This is a genomic window from Neotamlana sedimentorum (assembly GCF_000943565.1).
Lineage (GTDB): Bacteria > Bacteroidota > Bacteroidia > Flavobacteriales > Flavobacteriaceae > Neotamlana > Neotamlana sedimentorum.
Map to the genome: position 1 here is coordinate 68,778 of NZ_JTDW01000010.1, position 18,757 is coordinate 87,534.

12 protein-coding genes are annotated in these 18,757 nt (G+C 32.9%); 10 read left to right on the forward strand and 2 right to left on the reverse strand.

What is annotated here, in order from left to right:
- Nucleotides 1-117: 117 nt before the first annotated feature.
- The 3 genes from PW52_RS17875 to uvrB are packed head-to-tail and all read left to right on the forward strand — an operon-like array spanning nt 118 to nt 8,748.
- Nucleotides 118-4,644, forward strand: coding sequence for a T9SS type B sorting domain-containing protein (locus tag PW52_RS17875; RefSeq protein WP_044633331.1), 4,527 nt, complete (start codon nt 118-120; stop codon nt 4,642-4,644).
- Nucleotides 4,645-4,690: 46 nt separating this feature from the next.
- Nucleotides 4,691-6,718: a T9SS type B sorting domain-containing protein gene (locus PW52_RS12665; protein WP_044633332.1), complete on the forward strand. Its 2,028-nt coding sequence runs from the start codon at nt 4,691-4,693 to the stop codon at nt 6,716-6,718.
- A 26-nt stretch (nt 6,719-6,744) separates the two neighbouring features.
- Complete coding sequence (uvrB, locus tag PW52_RS12670) at nt 6,745-8,748, forward strand: excinuclease ABC subunit UvrB (protein WP_044633333.1); 2,004 nt, start codon at nt 6,745-6,747, stop codon at nt 8,746-8,748.
- A gap of 95 nt (nt 8,749-8,843) precedes the next feature.
- On the opposite strand, the gene PW52_RS12675 is transcribed toward uvrB, so the two are convergent.
- Entirely contained in the window at nt 8,844-9,257 is a 414-nt protein-coding gene (locus PW52_RS12675; RefSeq protein WP_044633334.1) for a hypothetical protein, read from the reverse strand.
- Nucleotides 9,258-9,582: 325 nt separating this feature from the next.
- Here PW52_RS12675 and PW52_RS12680 point away from each other — a divergent pair, with 325 nt between their 5' ends.
- Nucleotides 9,583-9,894, forward strand: coding sequence for a DUF1456 family protein (locus PW52_RS12680; protein WP_240475184.1), 312 nt, complete (start codon nt 9,583-9,585; stop codon nt 9,892-9,894).
- A gap of 37 nt (nt 9,895-9,931) precedes the next feature.
- On the opposite strand, the gene sucC is transcribed toward PW52_RS12680, so the two are convergent.
- Nucleotides 9,932-11,122 carry an ADP-forming succinate--CoA ligase subunit beta gene (gene sucC, locus PW52_RS12685; RefSeq protein ID WP_044633335.1) on the reverse strand — a complete coding sequence of 397 codons (1,191 nt, stop codon included), beginning with the start codon at nt 11,120-11,122 and terminating at the stop codon, nt 9,932-9,934.
- A gap of 187 nt (nt 11,123-11,309) precedes the next feature.
- On the opposite strand from sucC, the gene lysA reads away from it, so the two are divergent.
- From lysA to PW52_RS12715, 6 genes are all read left to right on the forward strand, one after another.
- The gene (lysA, locus tag PW52_RS12690; RefSeq protein ID WP_044633336.1) at nt 11,310-12,545 is read left to right on the forward strand and encodes a diaminopimelate decarboxylase; all 1,236 of its coding nucleotides are present in this window, start codon (nt 11,310-11,312) and stop codon (nt 12,543-12,545) included.
- Nucleotides 12,546-12,686: 141 nt separating this feature from the next.
- Nucleotides 12,687-13,616, forward strand: a complete 930-nt coding sequence (locus PW52_RS12695) for a sterol desaturase family protein (protein WP_044633337.1) — start codon at nt 12,687-12,689, stop codon at nt 13,614-13,616.
- Between the two features lie 270 nt (nt 13,617-13,886).
- On the forward strand, nt 13,887-15,818 hold the full coding sequence (locus tag PW52_RS12700; RefSeq protein WP_052823497.1) for a tetratricopeptide repeat-containing sensor histidine kinase: 1,932 nt from the start codon (nt 13,887-13,889) through the stop codon (nt 15,816-15,818).
- On the forward strand, nt 15,819-16,562 hold the full coding sequence (locus PW52_RS12705) for a LytR/AlgR family response regulator transcription factor (RefSeq protein ID WP_044633338.1): 744 nt from the start codon (nt 15,819-15,821) through the stop codon (nt 16,560-16,562).
- 243 nt (nt 16,563-16,805) lie between these two features.
- Nucleotides 16,806-17,735: an NAD-dependent epimerase/dehydratase family protein gene (locus tag PW52_RS12710; protein ID WP_044633339.1), complete on the forward strand. Its 930-nt coding sequence runs from the start codon at nt 16,806-16,808 to the stop codon at nt 17,733-17,735.
- 20 nt (nt 17,736-17,755) lie between these two features.
- Entirely contained in the window at nt 17,756-18,703 is a 948-nt protein-coding gene (locus tag PW52_RS12715; RefSeq protein WP_044633340.1) for a nuclear transport factor 2-like protein, read from the forward strand.
- Nucleotides 18,704-18,757: the final 54 nt, after the last annotated feature.

Consider the following 18,757-nt stretch of genomic DNA (forward strand, 5'->3'; position numbering starts at 1 on the left):
TTGAAAAACGTTACAACTAATAGTTAAACCTTTTAAAGTTAAAAAAGTCTAAAGTAAATTAAAAAACATATTTTCATACATAATTTGTTCCTATAAAGGTTTTAATTAATTCCATTAATGCAGCTTAACCAACATTTATTTTTTCTAGTACTTTTAGTTGTATTTTCCATTAAAGGTTATGCACAATTAAGTACCACACACTATATCCCTCCACTAACAAGTTCGGCATTTGGAAATGCCAATCCAGAAAATCAATATCTTTATATATCTACGCCGTCCAATACACCAGTACCATATACCATTATACCAGTTGGGCAACCCGCTACTAGTTACCTTACAGGGTTTGTAGATAACAACACACCGCTTATTCAATACTTAGGCACAGGTAATGGCCAGTTATTCGTTAACTCTAACACAACCTCAACAATAACCGGAGATAAAGGCTATATTATAGAGGCCGATGCTCCTGTTTATGTATCCATAAGGATGGAAGCCGGCAATAGCGCTCAAGCTGGTGCTTTAGTTAGCAAAGGTTTATCTGCATTAGATACTACTTTTAGAATAGGTATGTTTACAAGTGAAAATCCGCAGGATAATTACTTAAGTTTTGCATCTGCTATGGCAACCGAAGATAATACTGTGGTAACTTTTAGTGATATACCTAACAATCTTATTTTAAAAAATTACGCAGGTGGTTTTCCTTTTTCTGTAACTTTAAATAAAGGAGAAAGTTATACTATTGCCGCAAACCTGGAAGAAAATATATCTAACAATTTAACCGATGGATTAATAGGCTGTTTGGTTTCATCAACAAAGCCAATTGTTGTAAACTGTGGTTCTGCAAACGGGAGTTTTGGTGGTGGCACTGGCAGAGATTATGGGTTAGATCAAATCGCTGGACTATCAAAAATTGGAAGGGAATACATATTTGTTAAAGGCGATGGAAATAATAATTGGGAAAATGCCTTAATTGTTGCTCATACCAATAATACATCCATTAGCATTAATGGAAATGCCCCAATAGCGACAATAAATGCCGGAGAATATTATGTTATAGAAGGTAATAATTATAATACATTTGGAAATATGTATGTAGAAACATCTGAGAATGTTTTTGCGTATCAAGGTATAGGTTCGAGTAGTGAAGCAAATCAAGGTTTATTTTTTGTTCCTCCGTTAAGTTGTGAAACTAAAGGAAATATTGATAACATAGCCGATATCGACAATATTGGAAACACCACTTACAATGGAGGCGTTTCAATTGTAACAAAAGCAGGTGCAAACATTACCATCAATAATTTAGCGCTTTCAAACTATAATGTTATTGGTCCAAGCATCGTTTCTGGTAATAACGATTACGTTACCTACAAAGTTACAGGCTTAACAAATAACGTTTCTGTGCAAGGTGATGACGAACTCTATGTAGCCTATTTTAACGTAAATGGTTCTGCTAGTTCTGGTGGTTATTATTCAGGATTTCCAACAGCTCCAGAAATTGGTTTCGACACCCAATTCTCTTCTTTAGGAAATTGTATTCCAAATATCACTTTAGAAGCTGCAAATGCTAGTAGTTTTGACACCTACGAATGGTATTTCGATGATGGTTCGGGCTACCAATTAATAAGCACAAATGTACCCTCAATAACACCAACAATTCCTGGTAAATACAAGCTAATTGGTACGATTACATGTACAGGGGAAACTTTAGAATCGACCGAAGTACCCGTAAGTTTATGTCCAGACGATATCGATAACGATGGTATAATCGACAATTTAGATGTTGATAACGATAATGATGGTATTTTAAACTGTACAGAATCTAAAGGCGATGTTACTATAAATTTAAGCGACGTTACCAATCCTGAATTAATTTATCAAGACAACTCAACAAATACCTCAATTGTAAATGCTTCTTATACCGAAACCAGTAGTTCAGGTAGTTTAAACACCTTTTTTGGTGATAATTTAGGCGATTTTGTTAGTATTTTAGGAAATGACACTTCAGCAGAAAGTGAATATACTTTAAATTTCACAGAAGCGGTTAATATTAAGTTCACCGAAGCTGCTATTGAGTCTGCAGTAAATAACAATGAATACTTTGTAGTGAACATAACACCATCAAACAAAAATATTACACTCGTAGATCCCGACGATAAACTTTTAGTTGATTCAAATTTTGATGGTGTTTTTGAAACTGGTATTACTCAAATATCAGGTTCCGAAATTCATTTTAAAATAAATACAGCTTCAACAGGAAGCACACCTTATCAATTTTTAGCTAATGCCATAGAAAGCTTTTCGTTTCATCATTATCTCTCAGATCAAGTAACACCATCAACCTTTTCTGGAAATATATCATTAACCTGTTTCAAAAAAGATTTAGATAACGATGGTATAAAAGATGAATTAGATCTTGATAGCGACAACGATGGGATTCCAGATAACATTGAAGGCGCTGGACAAATAATTGCGTTATCCGGAATTGATAATAATTTTGATGGTTTAGATGATGTTTATGATGGCTTTACAATCCCAATTGATACTGACAACGATGGTATTTTCGATTTTTATGATTTAGATAGCGATAACGATGGTATTTTCGATTTAATTGAAACTGGCCAATTAGGAACATTATCCGACACCAATTTAGATGGTATTGAAGACGGTCCAAATTACGGCACAAACGGATGGACAGACGCTGCCGAAACTTCTGCAGACAGCAACACCCTAGGTTATGTTTTAAACGATTTAGATAGCGATCTTGTATTCTCTTACATAGATTACGATAGCGATGGTGATGGCTGTAGCGATGTTATTGAAGCCGGTTTTACCGACAAAAATCTAGATACTTATGTAGGAAACAACAGGGTTACGGTTAATGCTAACGGACTTGTTACAAATGCGGTTGATGGTTATACCCTACCAGACAGTAATTATTTAAACTATGCGCCTATAAGTATAACAACCCAACCTGAAGATTTAACAGTATGTGAGCTAAGTTCTGGAATGTTTAGTGTTAGCTCGCCAGATGCAGAAAACTATCAATGGGAATTGAGTACCGATGGCTCTACTTGGCAAACCCTAACAGACAATATTAATTTTTCTGGATCAACAACCCAAAGTTTAACCGTAAATAACGCACCTAATAGTTTCAACAATTATAAGTTTAGAGTTTTGTTAAATCGGTCGGGTAACACTTGTGGTTTATATTCAAACGAAGCTACTTTATTTATTAATGCTTTACCAACAGCCAATACACCAAACACGTATACGCAATGCGACGACGCTTCAAACGATGGACAAGCATTCTTCAATTTAACATTAAATAGTATAAAAGAAGATATTAATCCTAATTACGTTTCCGAAGGCTTATCCTTTTCATATTTTGAAACCGAAACCGAGGCAAAAGCAAATACAAATGCTATTTCATCACCAGAAAACTATCAAGATTCACCTGGTTTTACTCCTGAAACTATTTGGATACGGGTTGAAAATGCAAACGGCTGTTATCGTGCCGTAGCTTTATCAATAGTTGTTAGTCCATCGAGCGTCGCTTTAAATTCATATAATCCAGACTCCATTTACCAATGCGATGATGGCACAGATAACTACGATGGCATTGCAACTTTTAATTTTTCTTCAGTAAAAGATGATATTGAGAATTCTATTTTCTCCAATTTAAATGTAACAACTCACTTTTACGAATCGGAAGAAGATGCAACTTTAGAAATAAACGAAATTCTAGATATTACAAACCACAGCAACACTAATTCACCTAACACACAAAGTATTTGGGTACGTGTAAAAAGTGATTTAGGAAATAATTGTTTGGGCTTAAAAGAACTCACCAACCTTTTAATTGTAGAGCCATTACCCGATTTTAGCATAGAAACAGAACAAATTGTTTGCAGCTCTAATCCAGAATTTACTATTGTTTTAGATCCGGTTGAAACAAACATTAATAAAACTTACAGTTACGAATGGCATTTTACTAATTTAGATGGCAGTATTGCATATCAACTTTTAAGCGAGACCACTTCAACATTAACCGTATCAGAACCCGGAACGTATTTTGTTACCCTTACAACTACTAATGGAACCAATTGCTCTGAAACTAAAGAAGTTTTTGTAAATGCTTCCGAACTCGCCACACTAACAACCGATGATATTACTATTGTAGATTTTACTAAAAAGAATAATAGCGTAACCGTAAATACTTCAAATTTAGGTTTAGGAGATTACGAATTCGCTTTGGCAGAAACGGGAAGCTTAAATATTTCATACCAAAATAGTCCTGAATTCTACAATGTCACCCCCGGGCTTTATACCCTTTATGTTAATGACAAAAAAGGTTGCGGACTAACAAGTTTAGAACTTTCAGTTATGGGAATTATGAAATTTTTCACCCCAAATAATGATGGTTATAACGATACATGGCAAATTATAGGTTTAAATAACTCTACAGATGTTAAAACCATTTTTATTTTCGATAGATATGGTAAATTACTAAAACAAGCCTCTTCTTTAAACGAGGGGTGGGATGGCACATCTAGAGGGATACTAATGCCTACAGGAGACTATTGGTATAAAATAAGTTTAAACGATGGTAGAACGTTCAATGGCCACTTCACCTTAAAACGCTAAATATAATATTTAAGTGCTTATATTTACCCAAGCGTTTTAAATTAACATGAAACATCTTTTATTTAACATCCTTTTTATAAGCGCTTTTTCTTTTGCGCAAAATGTTCAAGTAGAAAGTGCTACTTACACCGCACAACAACTTATCGAAGATATTTTAATAGACAGCAATTGTATTACAGATGTTGTGGTAACTAATGTTGTGGGCGGAAATTTTGGCGGCACAGACCAAAGCTTTGGCTACTTCGATGCCAACAACTCCTCATTTCCTTTTACAAATGGTATTGTTTTAAGCACTGGAAAATTAACAAACGTTCAAGGTCCTAATACTACGTTAAGCGACGACGATGCTACAAATTGGACTGGAGATAGTGACTTAGAAACTATTTTAAACGAAACCAATACGTTAAACGCTACTATTATTGAGTTCGAATTTAAATCTGTTGCCTCACAAATTAGTTTTAATTACGTTTTTGCTTCAGAAGAATACCAAGAAAATAATAGTAGTACTTGCCAATATTCCGATTTATTTGGGTTTCTAATAAAAGAAAAAAACGCTACCAATTTTACGAATATTGCTTTAGTACCAAACACACAAACTCCTGTAAAAGTAACTACCGTTCATCCAGAAATACCAAACTCTTGCAGCGCAGAAAACGAAAGTTATTTTGGTAGCTGGAACGACGCCTCTGCCCCTATTAATTTTAATGGGCAAACCGCTGTACTTACAGCCATAGCTAATACCATTCCTAACGAAACTTACCATGTTAAACTTGTAATTGCCGATGAACAAAACTACAGGTACGATTCTGCTGTGTTTTTAGAAGCTGGTAGTTTTAAATTAAGTACAGACCTAGGAGAAGATCGATTAATAGATACCAATAACCCACTTTGCGAAAATGACACTTTAACACTAGATGCCTCTCAACTTGGTAATAATACCTATAAATGGTTTAAAGATAGTGCAGAAATTATTGGAGCTATTAATGAAACATTTACCGTTGAAGAAGCTGGCACTTATAATGTTGAAGTTGAATTACAAGGACAATGTACTTCTTACGGCGAAATTACTATAGAATATTTTACACCTTTTACCATAAACAATCTCAACTTAACAGTTTGTGATGATGATTCTGATGGCCATACGATATTTAATTTAGATGATTTAAAAGCAACCATTCTATCTAATTTCCAAGAACCGCCAAATATTAATTTTTATACAGATACCAATGAATCCGATGAAATCTCTGGAAATTATCAAAATACCCAAGCCAACTCACAAACTATTTATGTGAAAATTAAGAATGACATCGATTGTTATGAGCTTTCTCCAATTACGCTACAAGCTTTAGAAGTCCCTCAGTTTCTAAATACGGAAACGTATACCTATTGCATTAATACTTATCCTGACACCATAACTATTGATTCTGGCATTATCAATGCAGATGATAATACGACGAGTTACCAATGGTTTTTAAATAACACTGAAATTTCTCAAAATACCGCTTCAATTCAAATTAATGAAGCCGGAACTTATACAATAATAGCTACTTTTTTAAATGGTTGTTCTGCCAGTAATAGTATTACTGTAAATACATCAAGCACTGCTATAATTAAAGATGTTATTGTTACCGAAGGTTCTACAAACAATACCATTAGTGTTATAGTATCAGGAGCTGGCAATTACGAATACGTTTTAAATAATACTTCGCCACAGCAAAATAATACCTTTACAAATGTACAAGCGGGTTTACATACTATTTCTATTTACGACACCAATGGTTGCGAATCTATAGAAACAGAGGTTTCTGTATTTGGTTTCCCCAATTTTTTCACACCTAATAACGATGGTATTAATGATACTTGGAATGTTATTGGGCTATCAACCGAAATAAACGCTAATATTTATATTCAAATATTTAATCGTTATGGCAAACTTCTAAAACAAATTAATCCCTTATCAGCAGGATGGGATGGTTTATATCAAGGCCAGATTTTACCAAACGACGATTATTGGTTTTACATACAACTTCCAGATGGTAAAACCTATAAAGGACACTTTAGTTTAAAACATTAAACACTTATTTTCCTTAATTTTGCAATATGCAATTTAAGATAGAATCAGAGTTTAGCCCAACAGGAGATCAGCCACAAGCCATAAAGCAATTAGTTAATGGCATAAATCAAGACGAAAAATTTCAAACACTTCTTGGTGTTACAGGTTCTGGTAAAACCTTTACCGTAGCTAACGTTATACAAGACGTACAACGTCCTACTCTAGTTTTAGCGCATAACAAAACCCTTGCAGCACAGTTATATTCTGAGTTTAAGCAGTTTTTTCCAAATAATGCAGTAGAGTATTTCGTATCGTACTACGATTATTATCAACCCGAAGCTTATATTCCTGTTTCTGGCGTTTATATAGAAAAAGATTTATCTATAAACGAAGAAATTGAAAAAATGCGACTTAGCACCACATCCTCACTACTTTCTGGAAGGCGAGATGTGTTGGTTGTAGCCTCGGTATCCTGTTTATATGGTATTGGTAACCCCATTGAATTTCAAAAAAACGTTATTACCCTTAAACGAGATCAAGAAATCTCTAGAACTAAATTGTTACATAAACTTGTACAAAGTTTATATTCTAGAACCGAAGCAGAGTTTAACCACGGAAACTTCAGAATAAAAGGTGACACTGTAGATATTTTCCCGAGTTATGCTGATGATGCTTTTCGTATTCATTTTTTTGGTGATGAAATTGAAGACATTGAAGCCTTTAACATACAAACTAACGAGGTTATTGAAAAATACGATCGTTTAAACATATATCCTGCCAACATGTTTGTAACCTCACCCGATGTGTTACAAAATGCTATTAAAGATATACAAGACGATTTAGTTAAGCAACATGATTATTTTAAAGATATTGGTAAACACCTTGAAGCAAAACGCCTAAAAGAACGCACTGAATTTGACTTAGAAATGATTCGTGAACTCGGGTATTGCTCTGGTATAGAAAATTATTCGCGCTACCTTGATGGCAGACAACCAGGAACACGCCCTTTCTGCTTACTAGATTATTTTCCAGACGATTATTTAATGGTTGTAGACGAAAGTCACGTTACTATTTCGCAAGTACACGCCATGTACGGCGGTGACCGAAGCAGAAAAGAAAACTTAGTAGAATATGGTTTTAGGTTACCTGCCGCCATGGATAACCGTCCATTAAAATTTGAAGAGTTTGAAGCTTTACAAAACCAAGTTATTTATGTAAGTGCTACTCCTGCAGATTATGAGTTACAAAAAACCGATGGGGTTTACGTAGAACAAATTATTAGACCAACTGGTTTATTAGATCCCATTATTGAAGTGCGCCCGAGTTTAAATCAAATAGACGATTTAATTGAAGAAATACAAATTCGTGTAGAAAAAGACGAACGTACGTTAGTCACTACACTTACGAAACGCATGGCAGAGGAATTGACCAAGTATTTAGATAGAATTCAAATTCGTTGTCGCTATATTCATAGTGATGTAGACACCTTGGAGCGGGTAGAAATTATGCAAGATTTGCGTAAAGGTTTGTTTGATGTTTTAGTGGGTGTAAACCTACTTCGTGAAGGTTTAGATTTACCCGAAGTATCATTAGTTGCCATTTTAGATGCCGATAAAGAAGGTTTTTTACGTTCTACGCGATCGCTTACTCAAACGGTTGGTCGCGCTGCAAGAAACCTAAATGGTAAAGCTATAATGTATGCCGATAAAATTACTAAAAGCATGCAACAAACCATTGATGAAACTAATTATCGTCGTGAAAAGCAAATAAATTATAACACTAGACATAACTTAAAACCAAAAGCTTTAAATAAAAGTTTAGATAATGCACTTACTAAAAATTCGGTTAGCACTTATCATTATGAATTAGAAGCCGCAAAAGCTGCCGAACCCGAAAGTGAATATTTAAGTAAACCACAACTTGAAAAGAAAATTAAAGAAAAGCGCAAAGCTATGGAAGCAGCAGCAAAAGCACTAGATTTTATGGTAGCTGCCAAATTGCGCGACGAAATAAAAGTATACCAAGATAAAATAGAAAAGCTAAAGGTATAAACCTTTAGCTTTTACATAATGATTATTGCTAAATTTAAAATTAACACTTAAATTCAACCCTATAAGATATATGTGAGAGACAACGCATTATTTGGTTAGTTATATTGCGTTTTAAATATATCTATTAATACATCTGGTGGTACTATTTTATTCGGAAAACTCTCCATTAAGTACAAAACTTTTGTAATAGACTCATGACTTAGTCCCATTCTTAAGCCAAAGTTGTATAATTTTGCTACACTTTTATTATTTTCAATATCACTATGTTCCTGCTCGATATTCATCAATAATACTAATCTATGAAATTGTACAATACGTTCGCTATGTGATTTTAAATGCGTATAAGTAATAGGATATTCAATTAAATAATCGAAATCCTCTCTAGAAATTCCAAGTTGTTTTGCTACTCCTAATAAAAAGTTATATTCGATATTTTGTATATCTTTATCATGTTGTGCAAAGGCTATCATTTCAGATAAAAGACTTAATTTCTCTATTCTATTTACCATAATATGGGGATTCTTTAATTACAATATAAATTTAAGCAGAAAGGCCATAAATTAATCCCGCATAAAAAGCATCTCATCGAAAACCACTTTGTAGTTAATCGTAATTATCATTAAGTTCGTCAATACCTTTAGTAAAATTAACTAAAAAATATGCTTTTCGTCTTATCATCCTATTCAATGAAAATACAAAAAAACATTTTAAATAACTGAATAACAATAAATTACAAAACTAAAAACATCTAAAAACATATTTTTATTATTAACATTAGATTATTAATTTAAAAAAACGCTAATTTGGGCATTCACTAATTACAAAATCGATGAAATGCATGAGCTAAATAGCTCATTAAAAATTATGACGAACAACGATATATTAAAAAAATTAAGAGTTGCTTTAAAGTTAAGAGATGATGATATTGTTAATATTCTCGCTTTAGTAGATTTTAGAATTTCTAAAAGTGAATTAGGCGCCTTTTTTAGACGTGAAGATCACCCAAAATACATGGAATGTGGCGATCAAATATTACGTAATTTTTTAAATGGTTTGGTTATACATTTAAGAGGCCCAATGCCTAAAAAAAGTGATAAACCAAAACCCCAATCTCAAAATAAACCACAAAAAAAGAGCAACAATTAAGTTGCTCTTTTTTTATTATATAACTAAGAAGTATGTTTTACGATAAAACCTCTTGTACTTTATCTGCAGCTTCTTGGAATTCTGTAGCACTTAATACCGCTAATCCAGAATTGTCAATTAATTCTTTTGCGATATCTGCATTTGTACCTTGTAAACGTACAATAATTGGCACTTCAATATTCCCCATGTTTTTATAAGCATCAATAACACCTTGTGCCACACGATCGCAACGTACAATACCACCAAAAATGTTAATTAAAATAGCTTTTACCGCAGGGTCTTTTAATATAATTTTAAAAGCAGCTTCAACACGAGCAGCATCAGCAGTACCACCAACATCTAAAAAGTTTGCTGGCTCTCCACCTGCTTGCTTAATTAAATCCATGGTTCCCATTGCTAAACCAGCTCCGTTTACCATACAACCAACATTTCCATCTAAATCTACGTAGTTTAATCCTACTTCTTTAGCTTCAACTTCAATTGGGTTTTCTTCACGTAAATCTCTTAATGCTTCATAATCTTTATGACGATATAAAGCGTTATCATCTATAGTTACTTTAGCATCAACAGCTAAAATTTTATCATCACTAGTTTTTAAAACTGGGTTAATTTCGAATAAAGAAGAATCAGACTTTACGTAAGCTGTGTATAAAGACATCACGAATTTAGTCATTTCTTTAAATGCTAAACCAGATAAACCTAAGTTAAAGGCTACACGTCTTGCTTGAAATGGTAATAAACCAACAGCAGGATCTACTTCTTCAGTAAAAATTAAATGTGGTGTTTCTTCGGCAACAGTTTCGATGTCCATACCACCTTCTGTAGAATACATAATCATGTTACGACCTGTACCTCGATTTAATAACACAGACATGTAAAATTCGTCTGGTTCGCTATCACCTGGATAATATACATCTTCGGCAACTAATACTTGGTGCACACGCTTACCTTCGGCAGAAGTTTGAGGTGTAACTAAGTCCATTCCTATAATTTGTCCAGCAACTGTTTTAACTTCCTCTAAATTTTTAGCAAGTTTTACACCGCCACCTTTACCACGACCACCAGCATGTACTTGTGCTTTAATTACGTGCCAACCTGTTCCGGTTTCTTCTGTTAATTTTTTTGCAGCTTCTACTGCTTCGTCTGCGTTTTGGGCTACAATACCGCGTTGTACTCTCACGCCAAAACCTGCTAGTATATCTTTTCCTTGATACTCGTGTAAATTCATAATGACATTATATAGTTAAAGTATAGCAAATGTAAATAATAGGCTTTACTTACCCAATTTTAATGTTTAAAAATATTCTATAATTTTAATTTGTTAAATAATTAACTTTTTGTTTAATTTTAAAAATTTTCAATGTTTTTTATTTTAAATACCACTTAAAGGAATATATTTGCGCAAAATTAAAGTTATGACCAATACTCAATTACTAAAAGCTGTTGAAGAATTTGGCAGTCCTGTATATGTTTACGACGCCGAAAAAATTGAATTTCAATACAAAAGACTTACCAATGCCTTTAAAAGTGTAAAACACTTAAAAATAAGTTATGCGGTAAAGGCTTTATCAAACATATCCATTTTAAAGCTTTTAAATAGTTTAGGTTCTGGTATAGATACCGTTTCTATTCAAGAAGTACAATTGGGATTAGCTGCTGGTTTTAAACCAGAACAAATTATTTTTACACCAAACGGCGTTTCGTTAAGCGAAATTGAAGAAGCTGCAAAACTTGGGGTAAAAATTAATATAGATAATCTTGCTATTTTAGAGCAATTTGGTACTAAATATCCGAAAACACCGGTTTGTATTCGTATAAACCCTCATGTTATGGCTGGTGGAAACAGTAAAATTTCTGTAGGTCATATCGATTCTAAATTTGGTATTTCAATACACCAAATACCTCATATTTTACGTATTGTAGAAAATACTAAAATGACCATTAACGGTATACATATGCATACTGGAAGTGATATTTTAGATATTGAAGTATTTTTATACGCTAGCGAAATTCTATTCGAAACCGCAAAACAATTTAAAAATTTAGATTTCATAGATTTTGGTTCTGGATTTAAAGTCCCTTATAAAGCAGGTGATATTGAAACCAATATTGAAGAATTAGGTAAAAAACTATCTAAAAGATTTAACGATTTCTGTAAAGAATATGGTAAAGATTTAACCTTAGCTTTCGAACCTGGTAAATTTTTAGTTAGTGAAGCAGGTCACTTTTTAGTAAAAGCAAATGCTGTAAAACAGACTACATCCACCGTTTTTGCACAGGTAGATTCTGGTTTAAACCATTTAATACGCCCGATGTTTTATGGGTCGCATCACGATATTATTAACATATCAAACCCAGATGGTAAAGAGCGTTTTTATACCGTAGTAGGTTACATTTGTGAAACCGATACTTTTGGTAGCAACCGCAGAATAAACGAAATTAACGAAGGCGACATTTTATGTTTTAAAAACGCAGGTGCTTATTGTTTTTCTATGGCAAGTAACTATAACTCTAGGTTTAGACCAGCCGAGGTACTTTGGTATAACAACCAATTACATTTAATTAGAGAGCGTGAAACTTTTGAAGATTTAACAAGAAATCAAGTAGAAGTAAATTTTACTCCAAAAGCAGAAAAAACATTAGCTAAATAAGCTAGCAAACATATAATCTATTTATTAAAGACCTCTTTTATACGTCCTAACGTTAAAAGCGGTCTTTTTATTTAAAATAAATCTAAATTTAGTCTGTTTAATAATAAAATCATCCTATTTTTGGGCTAAACACAATTTTTAATGGATTTTACAAACCCGCTGGTTTACGGCGTTCCTTGTTTTCTTGGTCTTATTCTTCTAGAGTTATCCTACAGCAAGCACCACAAAGAAAAAAAAGATTTATATAACTATAAAGATTTAGGCGCAAGCTTAACCATGGGTATTGGTTCTGCAATTATTGCTCCTCTAACCAAAACCATTGCAGCTATTGTACTATTTAATTTTATTTACAACATTTTTAACCCTGAAATTAATGGTATCCGTACCAATATAATGGGGTACCAATCCTTCGGCTATGTTTGGTATGTTTGGTTACTTTGTCAATTGGCCGACGACTTTAGCTATTATTGGTTTCATCGCCAAAACCACAATGTTCGAGTACTTTGGGCCGCACATATTGTACACCATTCCTCCGATAATTTTAATTTAGGAACTGCGGTAAGAAACGGCTGGTTTACTGTACTTTACAAACCATTTTTCTATATGTGGATGCCCGCTATTGGTTTCCCTCCAGAAATGGTAGTTGTTTGTTTAGGTATAGAATCTTTATGGCAATTTCAATTACATTCTGTATTTATTCCTAAACTGGGTTTTTTAGAAAAAATATTTAACACCCACACCATGCACCAAGTTCACCATGCCCAAAACTTTGAGTATATGGATAAAAATCATGGCGGATTTTTAAATATTTTCGATAAAATATTTGGTACTTGGAAAGAGCTCGACGAAAATATCGATATAAAATATGGCGTCACACATCCGCCAAATTCCTATAACCCGTTAGTTATTTTAACCCATGAATATAAAGATATCTGGAACGACATGAAAAAGTCTAAAAACTGGTACCATAAGTTCATGTACGCTTTTGCAGCACCAGGTTGGAGTCACGATGGCAGCACACTTACCATTAAACAGCAACGTAAATTGTTAACTAAACAAGTAAACGCGTAATTTTTAATAAACCTTATTATTCGAAATCAATTTAACTAGGATTCCACTGGACTATATTAGCTCGTTTAAAAATTATTTTTAGGATATAATTAAAAGCCTAAATAAAATAGCAAGTATACGTATTGGCTGTTGTAAAACTTGAATAATAAATAAATTTTTTACCATTTCGTTATAAACAGTAATATAATTTGCTAATAATCAATATAATTAGTAATATTATACAATTCCCTGAGTCTTTTTAATAATAGCAATTATTCTAAAAAGACATGTATGACCCTCTCAACATATAACCGTAAAGTGTTTTTGGCATTTACGGTAATTTACAGTTTACTACTTTGTATTTGTAATCCTACTGTTGGCAGTCAAAATCAAAAAATTGATAATTTAAATCAATCCATTCGCTTAGAAAAATCTGAGTCAAAAAAGTATGTTCTTTTTCAAGAGCTTATTACAATAACTTCAAATAGCAACTTACAAAACGCAAAACAACACGCCCGTAAAGCTCTAAATCTAGCCAACCATTATAAAAACAAACAATGGCAACCTATTTTTAACGAGATGAAAGGTAGAATTCATGCAAATTTATTAGAATTAGATTCTGCCTCACATCATTTTAATAAAGCATTAAAAGCCTACAAAACCATAAACAATAAAAAGGGACAAGCTACAACCCTATTTAAAATAGGTTGGGTTTATAAGAAAAAAGGCGATATAGAAAACGCCATGAAATGCGATTTAATGGCTTTAGATTTAATGGAAAAAATAAACGACAAAGCAGGAATTGCAGGTGCCAAAACAAGAATTACAGAAGACTTAAACCGACAAGAACGTTATACCGACGCCCTAATTTATGCCAAAGACAATATTGCGTTTTGCCTAGAAAATAGTATTCATGACGAACTTGTTTATGCCTATACCAATGCCGGAAATTCAAGCATAGCCATACATAAGCCCGATTCTGCATTTTATTATTACGATAAAGCATTAAACTTAGCCAAAGCACTAAATTACTCCAACATGAATTTGTGCGACTTAATTAATAATAAGGCAAATGCACTTAAAAGGCTTGGCAATTACAACGCGGCCCTTAAAAACTATAATCATGCCCTATCTATTGCAAAACAATTAAATTACCGTAATGCCATTGTAGTTTTAATTGCCAATTTAGGAGAAATAAATTTATTAACAGGAAATTATAACGACGCCTTAAAATACCAACTTCAAACCGTTAAATTTCAGGAAGAAGACCAAGATGTCACCAACTTAACCGAAAACTACGAACATGTAAGCACCATTTATGAAAAATTAGGCAATTATCCTTTAGCTTTAAAATATCAAAAAAAAGCAAGGAAAATGAGAGATAGCACAGCCAGTATAGCAAGCGATAAAGCAATGTCTGCCTTGTTAACCCAATACGAAACCGAAAAAAAAGTACACACCATAGCAACACAACAATTACAACTAAAGCAACAAAAATTTTTAACATGGGTAGGTATTGGTTTTGCTATTTTGCTATTAGGGTTTTTATTTTTTGGATACCGAAGTTATAAAGCCAGAACCAAAAGCAACAAACTACTGGCCTTAAAAAATCAACAAAACGAATTACTACTTAAAGAGATTCATCATCGGGTAAAAAACAATTTAGAGTTAGTAAAAAGCTTAATGGCATTACAAACCGCAAGGTTAACCGACTCTAAAACAAAAGATGCCTTACTTGCAAGCCAAAACAGAGTTCAATCTATGGGAATTATTCATCAAAAACTGTATCAAGGTGAAAACTTAAAGTATATAGAAATGAAAGACTATTTTGTAAATTTAAGTGCAGGCATTTTAGACACTTATAACGCAGATTATAAGATTAAAATAATTTGTAACATGGATGCTTTAGAACTCGATATAGACACCGCAATTCCTATTGGACTTATTGTAAACGAACTGCTTACAAATGCCTTAAAATATGCTTTTCCGAACCAAACCAACGGAAAAATTTTAATTAGTTTATTACAACCCACTGCGGCTACTTTAACCCTAGAAGTAAAAGATAACGGCATAGGCAAAGCACCAAACACCACACCAAAAGGCACGGGCTTTGGCTCGCAACTTATTAATTTATTAACCCAACAACTTAACGGCAAAATGGTTGAAACCATTAAAAACGGCACCTCCGTTTTATTCCAATTTAAACTAAACACAATTACTTAAATGCCAAACAAAACCAAAATATTAATTGTAGAAGATGATATGATTATTGCCGCCAATATTTCGTTACAGCTAACAAATTTAGGATACCAGGTTACGGCACTAATATCTAGTGCCAACGATGCACTGTTACAATTTCAAAATAACAAACCCGAAATTGCTATAATAGATATAAATTTAAAAGGAAAGTTAGACGGTATAGACTTGGTAACAAAAATGCAAGAAACCCAAAACATTCCCATAATATATTTAACAGCCAATACAGACGAAGCGCATTTTAATCGTGCAAAATCAACAAACCCATTTGCTTTTATATCAAAACCATATAAAAATTTAGATTTACAACACGCCATAGAATTAACGCTAAATCGCATAAAGGCCAATAAAAGTGAAATAAAACTTGAAACTACAGAAAAAATAACACCCTTTATTTTAAGCGATAGCATTTTTGTAAAGCACCTTGAAAAAATGGTACGTGTTAACATTGAAGATATTTTATACATTGAAGCCGAACGAAATTATTGTAGAATACACTCCAAAACCAAAGAATACTTGCTCGTAATGACCCTAAAAGACCTCGACGAGAAATTACCAAATAGACACTTTATAAGAGTACATCGATCGTTTATAGTTAATTTATCTCAAATTGTTGAAATCGCTACTAGTTACATTGTAATTGCAAAAAAAGCCATTCCGGTAAGTAAAGCTTTAAAAGAAGAGTTGCTAAATCGTTTACAAACAATTTAAACTTACTTCTAAAAATTTAATTCGATAAACCAAACCATTCCTTCGGACAACAAAACCCATACTTCATCCTAACTCACTTTTATTAACCACTCAAAATTAATTACTTAGTTAAAAATTAAAACGCTCCCAAGTTATGTTATTAGAAAAAAATATTAAAACAGGTAATCAATTTTAGTATACAATTGTTTATTTGAGTTAGTCACTTAAAAAAGTGGATTACCTGTTTTTCTAAAATAACAAAAGATGAAAAAACTAGGTATTATAGGCGGTGCTGGTTTTATAGGAAGCCATATAACCAAACTATTTTTAGAACATAAGTTTGAAGTAAAAGTCTCCACTACAAATATTTCAAACCACGAAAAATTTACGCATTTAACTCAGCTTAAGCATTCAAATCATTTACATATTAGTGAACTTGATATTGAAAATAAAAAACAACTGCAAACATTTATTGAAGATTGCGATATTGTAGTTCACTGTGGCACACCGTTTCAATTAGATGTACAAAATGCCGAAAATTCGCTATTGCAGCCAACACTAAACGGTACCCAAAACCTGCTTGAAGTAATAAAACAAACACCTCATCTTGAAAAAGTAGTATTTATGGCTTCGGTGGCTGTTTATAATTTAAATTTTCCGTTACCTGCAACACATAAAAAAGCTAACGACACCTATTCTGAAAACGATATTGCGACCATAAACCCCAACCATCATCCTTATGCACAATCAAAATATTTAGCGAATAAATTGGTTACAGATTTTGTTAAAAGCAACCCCGATTTAGAGGTAGACATTATAAGCCTTTCCCCGGTAATGGTAATGGGAAAATCGTTATCCAATAGAAGCGATTCTACCTCAACCAACATCCAATTTCAAATTAAAAACAAAATAGCCCCAAACGCGTTTATGAAAATGCTTTTTAGCCAAAACATTGATTTGGCAATAGTTAACGTTTTAGATGTTGCACAAAGTGTACTTAACGCTACAAATATTTCGAATTTGCATGGCCAAAACTTTTTAATAAGTAGTGAAAGTTATACAGTTTCTGATGTCTCTCTAATGCTTAATAACAAAGCCCCATTAAAAGCCCCTAAATTAATTTACAAAAACCATCGCGCCATAAAATCTCTTGGAGTATCATTTCAACCTGTAAAAACAACTTTAAATAATTAATAACTATAAATTCTATTACAATGAAAAAACTATCATTATTATTCGTACTGGCAATGGTAAGTATACAACTTACGTTTGCCCAAAAAAAATCGAACGGAACCGTTTATATTAAACATCCTGCTATAAATATAGTGGAAGAAATGACAGCTGCTTTCGTTACAGGAGACACCGCAAAAGTTGCGCGTTATTTGGCAGACGATTTTAAATCGTACAACGGCTTAGACACCTCTACAAATCCAGAAGGTGATGACAAAACAACGTACTTAAAAATGGTTTCGTTTTGGCACAACGCATTAGATTATTTTACAATTACGCGTACAGAAGGAGCCTATCCAGATGCCATTGAATACAAAGAAAACAATAACCAAGACGTTGTATGGGTACAAACTTGGGAAGACTTTCGAGGAATTCACAAAAAAACCGGTGTAAAAATTGATATGTTTACGCATAGGCTATTTGTTGTTAACAAAGACAATAAAATACAAACCGAAATAACTTATTTTAACGAAAGTATATTCGACGAGATTGGATCTAGTTTTGTTAACCGAACTAACGGTAAAATTTACAACCATCATGAAAACATTAATACGGTTAGAAAAATGGTTTATGCATTCGAAAAACTAGACCTCGATAAATCGTTATCGTATTTTACAGATGATGCTAATTTTTACGACATAAATACGGCATACGACAAAAAGTTTACAAAAGCAGAAACCAAAACCAATTGGGAAAATTTTATAGATAAATTTACTGTCGTTGGAATTGATATGGTAGGTTATCCTGATTATTTAGAATACGAAATGGGAGAAGGTCGTGATGTATTGTCATGGTGGAAATTTAACTTAATTCGAAAATCGGACGATAAAAAAATTGAGCTATTCATGCATTTAAGTAATAATTTTGACGCTGATGGTAAAATCACCACCATGAGTTCGTATTACAGTAGTGCTTTGCTTTCAGCAAAATAAAACACATTAAAAAAAACAGCAGTTTTAAAAAAAGCTGCTGTTTTTTATGCTTAT